Raw genomic sequence first — 10,151 nt, 5'->3', positions numbered from 1 at the left:
AAGTTTTTCTCCGTAGCTGATTAAGTCATCCAAAACCGTCAACGGCTTTTCATCCTCTTCTGCTTCTTTTACCTTCTCTTTGTATACTTTACAAAAGAACTCCACAAATCGTAGATTTTTTACACCTAAACATTAGGATAAGTTTTTATCCGCTAATTTTCCTGAGAAGCACTGCGTTTGTGGTCACAAAAAGAAAATACGGCATACCTCTTTAGAGATATACCGCATTATTGTATAACTGTCATTTAGGGTTATACCTTAATATCTTGTTTCTTTTTGCGATTTGCTTTCACTAACATGTAGGAAAGTGTAGTGGTTATTGCCATTAAGACAAGGCCAAGAGGAATTTCTATATATATTGGTAATGCTGGAGAATATTCACTGACTTCTCCTGCCCAGGCAAGGTAGTAACCAAATATATCTTGATTAAAGAATAATGTGATGATCGAACCAAGAACAAAACCAATGATTGCGAAATACGTTGCGTTACGATGTTTTGCAAATAATTTCTCCATGATTTTTGAAATAAAAATAACACCAAGTAAGACACCTACAGCAAAACAACCTAACATCCCTAAAAGTTTTCCGATGTTAGCGAAACTTTGAACGGTATCGCCTGCTCCAAGAAGTTCTTTTGTCCACATAACAGTGAATTCAAGAAGTGGTTTATAAAAACCTAAGATCAATAAAATGAAGGATCCAGATAAGCCTGGAACAACTAAAGCAACTGCCGCAATTGCACCTACTGGAATTAACACTAGATATAACCACCAAGGCATTTCACTGAAATGTGATGTTAAGTCTATTTTATTACCAACAATAACACTTAATAATCCGAGTACAATTACTAAAATAAAACCAATAACATTCTGATAGTCTCCAAACGAGCAATAAATACTATATGTGCAAAAAAGGATAAATCCAGAGAACTTTACAATGTCATTTAGTTGGAATCTTGATAAATTAGTAATAAAAAGCCATGGAACAAGAACAAGAAGGATAAGCATGCCCAGGCCGATATCCAAGCCAGGGACTTTAACAAAAGCAATAAGCGGGAGGAGCGCTATTGTTGCAGAAAGAATCTCCGTCGTTAAATAATCTGCTCGCATTTTTCTTGTTTCGGTTTCTGTAAAAATAATCTCAAACAATAGATTTTAAAAATTCAAAGCTTCTTCTTTTTTCAGATTCAATATATCGTTCAGATGTCTCGTATAAATTACAACAATCAGATGACTTGATTTCTCCATCATGGTCAATCATTAAACCGCAATTAAACAAAAGATTACGAACTCTTTCTCCCCTTTTGGGAGGCATCATAATATATGTTTTCTTTTTCAAATTAATAGCAAAAGCCGTTCCATGAAAAGAGTTTGTAACAACAATTTCAGCATTATTGACTGCATAAACCCATTGTTCAGGGCTTAGAACACCGCTAAAACTAATCTGATTCTTAAATCGAACACAACCATCAGCAGCAAACACCGGGATGTCATATTCTTTTGAGATCCTTGCCGCAAGAGTAACCAATTCCGGTTGCGACAATACGCTATAGAAAAAAAGATACTTTCCTTTAAGAATTTTCAGTTCTTTTGAAAAGTTACCCCATTCAACCTTGTCAAGAAGAAATACAGGGTCAATGTTACTTGAGGAATTAATTTTATATTTACTATGTAAAGTTTCCGCTAGCGATTCTTCTCTAACAGACACTTTATCAAATGTTTTAAGATTAGAGACAATAAAGTCCCTACTTGTTTGCTCAAAATCAGCGCCGCCCGCACTTGCGGAATAAGATGCTTTTTTTCCTTTTTTTACAAAAGAAAGAACCCTTGCCGGCAAAGCTTGTGGAGACAACATCGCATTAAAAACTTGATCACCACCTGTCAAGAACACATCATACTGCGGCGGGTTACTTTCTAATTTTTCATAAGTTTTGTAATACTCTTTTGATTCAATAATATTACTCTTAACGCTTTCGTTGAATAAGGCTATTCTTTTTTTATGTGGAAAATATCGCAAGATTTCAACAAGTATAGATTTCAAAGTTTGTTTTAAAGAAATCTTTGATGTTAAAGGTACTCCTAAAATAGAATGATCTCTATAATAATCATAGCGAATAATCTCAGGAGAATATCCTAATTTTATCAAAGTTCTCTGGAGAGCATAAGCTTGTAAAAAAGCTCCATAGTTTTTTCTGTATATTGTAATCATTCCAACAGATTTCATATTCTTCCCTTAGTTCTCCGTTACAGACTTTTTTTTCAAATTTCTGCCAAAATTTTTTGCAATAGTGACAACATATACAAGAGATTTATGATTTAAAAGATAAGATGAAATTAAATATATAAGTAGGCCAGCAATCACTTGTAGAAGTAATTTTAAAAAGAGATTCATATTAATCGATGCCAAAGAATTCACTACAAAAAACATTATTGAACAGCATAAGCCAGTGAAGAAAATATCAGCGAATTGATCTTTCATTTTATATTTTATCATTTTATAATCAGCAATTCCATTCAATACAGCCATCACAATAGAAGAAAGAATCCATGAAACAACTATTCCTATGCCCCCTACCCCCCAAAAAATCGCTATTACCAACATGGAAATATTAATGCTCTCTGTTAAAAAAATTGTTTTCAATGAAACATCACTACGACCAAGAGCTTTTATTGCTCGAACATGTGTTTCCCCAATCGGATAAAACATATACGCGACACATATTAGCTTAAGATATGGTACGCAACCTATCCACTTTTCCGTATACAAAATTTCAATTAATGATTCCGAGACAGCCGCTAACCCTATCAACAGAGGCCAAATCGTGAAAGTGGATATTCTCATTGTTTTTCTTGTTAGATCTAACACTCTTGGAAGATTTTCCTGCTCTCTCGATAAAATCGGAGCCATAACCTTCTGAATAGATGTTTCAATATTATTGATGAATAATGCAGGAAATTTTTCTCCCTGATTAAAAAAAGACAAATCTCTAGGTGTTGCAACCTTGCTGATAACTAAGCCTCTCGCTTGTTTTCCAAACATACGAAGTACCGTAGCAAGCATAACCTTCCATCCATAAGAATATAATGATTTCATTCTATTCCACGAAAAAACTAAAGAGGGTTTCCACCCACATGTAAATGATAACACAATCGTATCAACAATTACATTTGAAAGATATTGACCAACAAGAGCCCAAACTCCAAATCCTGCATATGCCATTCCTATGCCAACAATTGCAGACACTCCTGTTCCTATTGATGTAGAATAAAAAAACTTTTTAAATTGAAGAGTTCTTTCAATGTATGCATGCTGAACGGAGTTGATGGATGCAATTATTATTCTAAGAGACATCACCCTTACAACAGGTGTTAACAAATCTATTTCGTAAAATGCAGCAATATAAGGGGCTGCAAGAAAAAGGATTACATAAATAATTGTCGAGAACCCTATTGAAAAATACAATGTTGTAGAAAAATCAATATTATCTGCGTTTAATTTTTGTACAAGAGCACTACCAAAACCGGCCGTTACAAAAACATTTGCAATTGTTACAAATATAAACACAATCCCAACTATGGCATATTCATCTGGACCAAGTAATCTTGCTAAAATAATTGATACAATCAGAGTAACAATCTGAGCGCAAATTCTTTCCGCAAAAGCCCAGGCCATCCCTCCGAGAGCAATTTGCGCTGTACTTTTCTTTTTATTCAAAATATCTGACACTAAAATCGCCTTATATGTCTGCTTATTGCACGCATAAAATACTTTTTAATCGAGAAGACTCTTTAGCTATATTAAAGTTAGAATTCATTATAATGCTAGCATATTCTTCTCTATTTCTTGATTTCATATTTTTTGCTTTCTTTGCCCACTCTACAGAACCATCAGCAAGCTTCACGAATTCTACTAAATCTGTTACTTTTGCAATTTGAGGAACAACATCTGCTGACGCAACACAGGGCAGTCCACTACATTGCGCCTCAATCAGAACTAAACCGAGACCTTCAAAACGAGATGGTAAAATAAAGACATCCATAGCCTGAAAATAGTCTTGGATATTAGATACAGATCCCGCGAAAAACACATCAATTCCAAGATTACTAGCCTTCTCTTTCGTTTCATCCATCAAATTACCATCACCACAAACTACGAAAGCTGCATCTGAATCTATTTTCTTTATTTCTTTAAATATCTCCATTAAAAACAACGTGTTCTTTTCATAAGCCATTCTTCCTGCAAAGCCGTAAACATGTTTTTTTTCCACATGGCAATGCATTCGCATCATCTTTCTGATTTCTTCATTGTAAGTAAATCGTTCAATATCTATCGCATTATAGATTATTTTTGCAGGTTTGTTTCCAAAAAAGAATTTTGCGGACAATTCAGAATTAGTAAGTCGTGTAATATTCATATATCTTTGCACAACACGATTTACAGAATGCATTATTCGCTGCAATATTCCACAATCATGTAAATTATTTGTGTGCGCATGAATAAAGACTCTATAACCAAACAGCCTAGCAATCATTGCCGGAAAAAGCCAGGCCATCGAATACCAATTAAAATATATAGCAGAATTTACTTTTTTTCGAGCGCCTAGCAACTTTAGCCATGACAGCAAATTTGCGAACATTCGCCGTTTAGGTTCAATCATTAAAACATCACCACCACCAGGTAATTGGTTTACTTCATTTTTTTCATTCTTCTCAACTACATAATCGAAGACAATTCCATCAGGCATGTGCTCGGCCATGCTAAAGACAAAGGTTTCTATTCCACCTTTAGCATATCCTGCCATTCCATGAACCAAAAGTCGCATATTCCTTTCCTTCAGCCTAATTTTTCACTATACCAAATCTATTCTTCGACCTTCTTCATCAGAATAATATGCTGCATATGTAACTTTCATTACTTGGGCGGCCAAATCAAAACAGCCTTCTGGTTCGCGGTCTCCAAGAATGGCCCCCATGAAATCGACAATTTCATTACAATATCCACGGAGCATTTCATCAGCAACGAATGGTTTGTTCCAACCAGTAACAATGGGGAGCATTTCAGAAAGGTAAACTCCCTCCATGCCTTCGTCATCTACCATGTAGGTTTCCATGGCATCGTTCATGGTTAGCTTGCAGTTGATTGCCGTATCGTTTGCATAAATTTCCACATAGTTCTTGCTACCGCCAAGCAAATTGTCCGTAGCAATAATGCTTGCCTTGCTTCCATCGGTAAAGGTAATTACTGCTGTTCCAGAATCTTCAACATCATGGGGTCTTGCCGCAATATGCCGGTGTTCATGTTCCGAGAGTCGCCTTGTTGCGTAGCCCATATCACCAACGACACTCTTGACGGTTACATTATGCCCCTGCGAAATAGACTCCTGCTCTTTCAAATAAAGAATCGCTCCAAGAGGGTGAACCCCGTTTCTCATAAAAATGCCGCCGCCAGTCTTGTTCCATTCGCCGGCAACATGAGAACTAGAACCCTTTAAGCTTTCCTCCCCCTTCATATAAAGGATTCGGCTCTTTTTGGCGCGGATTATTTCACCAGCCTTAAGAACAGCTGGCGAATAAACAAAGTTTTCGGCATACATAAAACGCATGCCTGTTTCTTTACGCACCTCGCGAAGTTCTGCCAAGTCTTCGAGCAAGCATTCATACATGAATTTCTTGGAGACCTTTTCGCCAATCGGTTCAGGGTCCCCGGGGCGGCCAAAATAACCAACCATCGGCTTTTCACAAATAACATGCTTGCCCGCACGCATCGCCATGATTATTTCTTCTTTATGAACATATGGCGGTGTGCATATATCAATGACATCTATTTCAGGGTCATTCAGAAGGTCGTTAAAGTCGGTAGAGCCCTTTTCAAATCCATACTTTTCAATGGCGCTCTTGATCTGTTCGGAGCGGCGAGCGACAACCGTTTTTAGACGGCAAGGAATATTCGACCTTTTATAACCAAAGGCATGCAGCTCCAAGGCTCGACCGGCACCAATAACGCCAACTGTAACGACATCTTTCATATTGATTATCTTTTTATTTTCCGTTCATTTTGGCACACACAAGGGCTGCCATTTTCCCAACAATCTTAACATCTTCGGTTGCAAGTTCTTCGTCAGAAAAGGATACGCCAAATTCATCTTCAATCATCGCAATGAACTGAATCAAGCCCATCGAATCGATATAGCCGTTCTCGACATAATTCAGGTTCATGATGTCTACATTATCAGGGAGGGTGTATTCTCGCTGGATATAATCTACAATAAAGTCTTTGACTTTTTCCATGGTTTTGTTCTCCTTTAGGCATCTAGGCCAGAATTACGGATATAATCATAAATAAATCTTCTCTGCAACTTGCCCATTGCGTTCTTCGGCAACTTATCAACCACGAATATTTTGTGCGGTTGCTGGAAATCGGCCAGGTTCTTCGCGCAATAGGTCTTCAATGAGCGAAGGTTGATTTCCTGATTCGCTTTGGGAACAACAGCGAGTGCAACGATTTCGCCTAGTTTTTCATCTGGGTATGAGAATGCTGCACATTCTTCAACTTCAGGGAGCCTGGCAATCACGACATCAATATCGTGCGGATAGACATTAATTGCTCCCGTAATGATTAATTCCTTTTTACGGCCCGCAAAATAGAGGTATCCATCGGCATCAAGGTATCCAAGGTCTCCCGTGCGGAAATACCCGTCGATCATTGCAGCCTGCATCATGGATTCCTGCTTATAATAGCCCTTACACTGAAGTTTAGACTTTACCGCAATTTCACCAACTTCACCAAGAGCACAATCTATACTGCCTTCGGCATCGCTATTGTCACGAAGGATTCGAATTTGGGCTTCATCAAAAGGCTTACCAACAGATTTTTGCTTATCCTTTACTGTAGAAACCTCTGAAGCCCCATACATTTCATGGAATTCGCATTGCAGTAAGTCAATCAGCTGATATTTCACCGAGGCTTCAAGAAGCGCCGAAGAAGATACAATGCTACGGAAACTCGTAATTTTCGGAGCATTCGGTTGCTTGAGCAATTCAAGAATCTGTGCCAACTGAGCAGAAACAGCAATTGTAAACGTCGGTTTCTGTTCTTCAACACACTTCAACCAAATTGCCGGAGTAAAGCGAGGCAGCAGAATAGATGTTGCTCCGTAAATCAGCGGAAGAATGACGAGGCGTTCTGCCAAGGAATGATAAAGCGGTGTTGCCGCCAAAATCAAGTCATCCTTTACAATCTTGTACACTCTGACATGGGCCATCGAACGTTCATACTTGTTATCCTGGCTAATGTCAATAGGCTTAGGAACCCCTGTAGAGCCCGAAGTCATTGTCAGAATAAGGCTTTCTGACCCATTGACATCATGTTCCACTTCAGGGCGTTCTGCGCTCATTTCGCTAATTTTAGCAAACGGAGTCGTTCCCGGGAACTCCTGGTCTAGGCAGATTGAAAAACCAGGGACATCCAAGCCACCGCTCTTTTCACAATCCACGAAAAAAGACTTTCTTGCAATCAGGTGCTTGATATCCCCCGCTTGCATTGCCGTCTTTACAGCTTCAAGCGGAAGAGAAGGGTTAATCGGAACGATACAAATTCCTAAATCGGCCGCAGAAAAGAACAAAGCAACAGATTCAATGCTGTTGTTCATAGGTATAGCGATATGATCGCCGTAAGAGGCCCCAAGGCTTAACAATAGATTCGAATACCTGCTAACCAGTTCGCCCATTTCTTTGTATGTGGCTTTTTTGCCATCACACCAAATGGCCAACTTTTCCGGAGTTGCCTTCACATTTTCATAGAACAAACTCGCCAATCTGCTTCGCATGTTAATTCTCCGATTTATCAAACCTTATTTTGTTTGAGGCAAAATTCGTGCCGGGTTGCCAAAGACCTTGGCCCCCGCCGGAACATCCTTAAGAACCACAGAGCCCAACCCAAGGTAAGCGCCATCACCGATATGGATATCCTGTGCGATGCATACGCCTGCTGCCAAGAACACATCCTTCCCTATTACAACATTACGAACGACACTGCAGTTACCACTGATAACAGAGTAGTCACCAATTATTGTGTCATGCCCAATAGGGGTAGATAGCAGCGTCACAAAATCACCGACAGTCGAATTCGCAGAGAGCTTCGAGTAAGGGAACATGATAAAGCCTTCGCCATACTGAGCGAATTCGCTGAGCATTGCTGTCGGATGAATGATTGAAGCGAACTTAGCGCCCTTTGTTTTCATTATTTCGACAATTTTTCTTTTTAAAACAGATGAACCTAATGCCAAAGCAAATTCTTCATCTTCCTTGGGTTGCCAGTCTTTTATTGTTCCGACAACTTTATAGTCACACTCGTATTCATCTAATGCATGAAGGTTATCATCAAGGAACCCGCCGATTTCCCATGTGGGGGCAACCTTGTTAATATCCTTAATCCACCAAAGAAGTTCCCTGCCGAAACCACCTGCGCCAACGATATAGATTTTTTTCATAAGTTCACCTTTTGCCAAGCATCATGCTTTGGGGTTATAATTTCATGTAATTGCCTTCGGCATCTGTTTTTAGGTCTTCAATGTTCGCAACGCCAATGAACTCACCACGAGCACCGCCATCTTCTGCGGTAGCCCCGGAATGATTCAAAACAACTTTTATCGTATCGAAAATACTCTTTACATCAGTCAAAAAAGATACATGGTCAACATACCAAACATCACCCGCGAACTGCTGTTCCCAAGTCTGACTATTGCGCCCATTAACGGTTGAAGGATTTGAAAGTCCCGGCCTAACTTCGTGACGCCTTCTCTGTTCTTGAGTATAACGACTCAAATATCTCGTGGGGAGAGGTCTCGGCCCGATAACAGCCATATCGCCTTTGAGAATATTCAGAAGGCTAGGCAATTCATCTATTGATGTTTTTCTGATAAAATTCCCGAGTTTGGTAATACGTTGGTCATCCGGCAAAAATACCCCATTTTCATCGCGAGCATCAGACATTGAACGGAATTTATACATGCTAAATTCCTTGTCATCTTTACCAATTCTGTGCTGTTTGAAAAAAATTGGACTACCCATATCAATTCTGATTAGAATGGATACAACAATAAGAAGCGGGCTCAGGCAGATGATTGCCATAAGAGCGCAGAAGAAGTCGATGACTCTCTTTAGGCAGTTTGCATACATTATGCAACCTCCCTGGATCCTTCGACTTCGCTTACGCTACGCTCAGGATGACACATTGAATAATTCATTAAGATCATGTACATAAACCTACACCTTCGGCATCATCACCGTTTTGTTGAAAGCTTCGGGGGTGGTAAAGGTCGGCACAATGTGATGCAATGCCGCTACGGCCTTCTGGTCGTCGTTTGCCTGGGCGGCATTCTTCAGGTTCCACAATTCGGTTACAAACTTGTCCTGGTCTATGGGGATCTGCTTGCCGATGTAGATCAGCTTGTTCTTGGTTTTCTGCAGGCCCTCTTCGTTCATCAGCAGTTCTTCGAGTAGCTTTTCGCCAGGGCGCAGTCCCGTAAACTTGATTTCGACATCCTTGTACGGCACCTTGCCGTACATGCGGATCAGGTTCTCGGCCAAGGTCACAATCTTTACGGGTTGACCCATGTCGAGTACGAATATCTCTCCACCGTGGGCAAAGCTTGCCGCCGTGAGCACCAGGTTTACCGCTTCGGGAATGGTCATGAAATAGCGGATGATGTCGGGGTGGGTGACGGTGACGGGGCCGCCGGCCTCGATCTGCTTTTTAAAGAGGGGAATGACGCTGCCGTGGGAACCGAGAACATTGCCGAATCTTACTGCAACGAATTCTGTTATTACGTTTTCGGGAACAGAGCACGAATGCGGAGTTCCTTCTTCAAGATGAGTGAACATTCTGGGAATTTCGGTCTGCTTGTTTTCTTTGATTTTTCTGTCAAACGCCTGAATAACCATTTCGCAAAGGCGTTTGCTTGCACCCATAATGTTGGTGGGATTAACCGCCTTGTCTGTGCTGATAAGAACAAATCTGTCGCAGTTGTTGACCATTGCGGCATAGGCTGTTTTATATGTACCGATAACATTGTTCTTTATAGCTTCGCAGGGACTGTCTTCCATAAGGGGAACGTGCTTATGAGCCGCCGCATGATAAACAATGTCGGGTCT

Annotated in this window: 10 protein-coding genes; all 10 read right to left on the bottom strand. The window is 40.0% G+C overall.

Translation table 11 applies throughout. The features are described from left to right. Nucleotides 1-251: 251 nt before the first annotated feature. Nucleotides 252-1,148, bottom strand: a complete 897-nt coding sequence (locus tag Q0628_RS13285; protein WP_298771738.1) for a DUF368 domain-containing protein — start codon at nt 1,146-1,148, stop codon at nt 252-254. Next, nucleotides 1,141-2,223 carry a polysaccharide pyruvyl transferase family protein gene (locus Q0628_RS13280; RefSeq protein WP_298771736.1) on the bottom strand — a complete coding sequence of 361 codons (1,083 nt, stop codon included), beginning with the start codon at nt 2,221-2,223 and terminating at the stop codon, nt 1,141-1,143. Before Q0628_RS13280 ends, Q0628_RS13285 begins: the two co-directional genes overlap by 8 nt. Nucleotides 2,224-2,232: 9 nt before the next feature. Continuing rightward, a complete protein-coding gene (locus Q0628_RS13275) occupies nt 2,233-3,726 on the bottom strand; it encodes a lipopolysaccharide biosynthesis protein (protein ID WP_298771734.1) in 1,494 nt (497 codons plus the stop codon). Nucleotides 3,727-3,748: 22 nt separating this feature from the next. Beyond that, complete coding sequence (locus Q0628_RS13270) at nt 3,749-4,822, bottom strand: glycosyltransferase (RefSeq protein ID WP_298771732.1); 1,074 nt, start codon at nt 4,820-4,822, stop codon at nt 3,749-3,751. Nucleotides 4,823-4,849: 27 nt separating this feature from the next. After that, the gene (locus Q0628_RS13265) at nt 4,850-6,025 is read right to left on the bottom strand and encodes a Gfo/Idh/MocA family oxidoreductase (protein ID WP_298771730.1); all 1,176 of its coding nucleotides are present in this window, start codon (nt 6,023-6,025) and stop codon (nt 4,850-4,852) included. A gap of 13 nt (nt 6,026-6,038) precedes the next feature. Next, complete coding sequence (locus Q0628_RS13260) at nt 6,039-6,287, bottom strand: acyl carrier protein (RefSeq protein ID WP_298771728.1); 249 nt, start codon at nt 6,285-6,287, stop codon at nt 6,039-6,041. A 14-nt stretch (nt 6,288-6,301) separates the two neighbouring features. Next, on the bottom strand, nt 6,302-7,825 hold the full coding sequence (locus Q0628_RS13255) for a class I adenylate-forming enzyme family protein (RefSeq protein ID WP_298771726.1): 1,524 nt from the start codon (nt 7,823-7,825) through the stop codon (nt 6,302-6,304). A 24-nt stretch (nt 7,826-7,849) separates the two neighbouring features. Beyond that, nucleotides 7,850-8,488 carry an acetyltransferase gene (locus Q0628_RS13250; protein ID WP_298771724.1) on the bottom strand — a complete coding sequence of 213 codons (639 nt, stop codon included), beginning with the start codon at nt 8,486-8,488 and terminating at the stop codon, nt 7,850-7,852. 34 nt (nt 8,489-8,522) lie between these two features. Beyond that, complete coding sequence (locus tag Q0628_RS13245) at nt 8,523-9,176, bottom strand: sugar transferase (protein ID WP_298771722.1); 654 nt, start codon at nt 9,174-9,176, stop codon at nt 8,523-8,525. An 87-nt stretch (nt 9,177-9,263) separates the two neighbouring features. Further along, nucleotides 9,264-10,151, bottom strand: an 888-nt coding sequence (locus Q0628_RS13240) for a polysaccharide biosynthesis protein (protein ID WP_298771719.1), incomplete at its 5' end; no start/stop codon positions are given.

Source organism: uncultured Fibrobacter sp., assembly GCF_937877005.1.
Lineage (GTDB): Bacteria > Fibrobacterota > Fibrobacteria > Fibrobacterales > Fibrobacteraceae > Fibrobacter.
The sequence above is the reverse complement of the archived record's forward strand: the minus strand, read 5'-3'. Positions and strand labels throughout refer to the sequence as shown.

What these genes read in the sequence shown, in the direction of transcription:
- Q0628_RS13260 (WP_298771728.1), bottom strand. Translation starts at nt 6,287, where the DNA reads ATGGAAAAAGTCAAAGACTTTATTGTAGATTATATCCAGCGAGAATAC.
- Q0628_RS13270 (WP_298771732.1), bottom strand. Translation starts at nt 4,822, where the DNA reads ATGCGACTTTTGGTTCATGGAATGGCAGGATATGCTAAAGGTGGAATA.
- Q0628_RS13255 (WP_298771726.1), bottom strand. Translation starts at nt 7,825, where the DNA reads ATGCGAAGCAGATTGGCGAGTTTGTTCTATGAAAATGTGAAGGCAACT.
- Q0628_RS13245 (WP_298771722.1), bottom strand. Translation starts at nt 9,176, where the DNA reads ATGTATGCAAACTGCCTAAAGAGAGTCATCGACTTCTTCTGCGCTCTT.
- Q0628_RS13265 (WP_298771730.1), bottom strand. Translation starts at nt 6,025, where the DNA reads ATGAAAGATGTCGTTACAGTTGGCGTTATTGGTGCCGGTCGAGCCTTG.
- Q0628_RS13250 (WP_298771724.1), bottom strand. Translation starts at nt 8,488, where the DNA reads ATGAAAAAAATCTATATCGTTGGCGCAGGTGGTTTCGGCAGGGAACTT.
- Q0628_RS13280 (WP_298771736.1), bottom strand. Translation starts at nt 2,223, where the DNA reads ATGAAATCTGTTGGAATGATTACAATATACAGAAAAAACTATGGAGCT.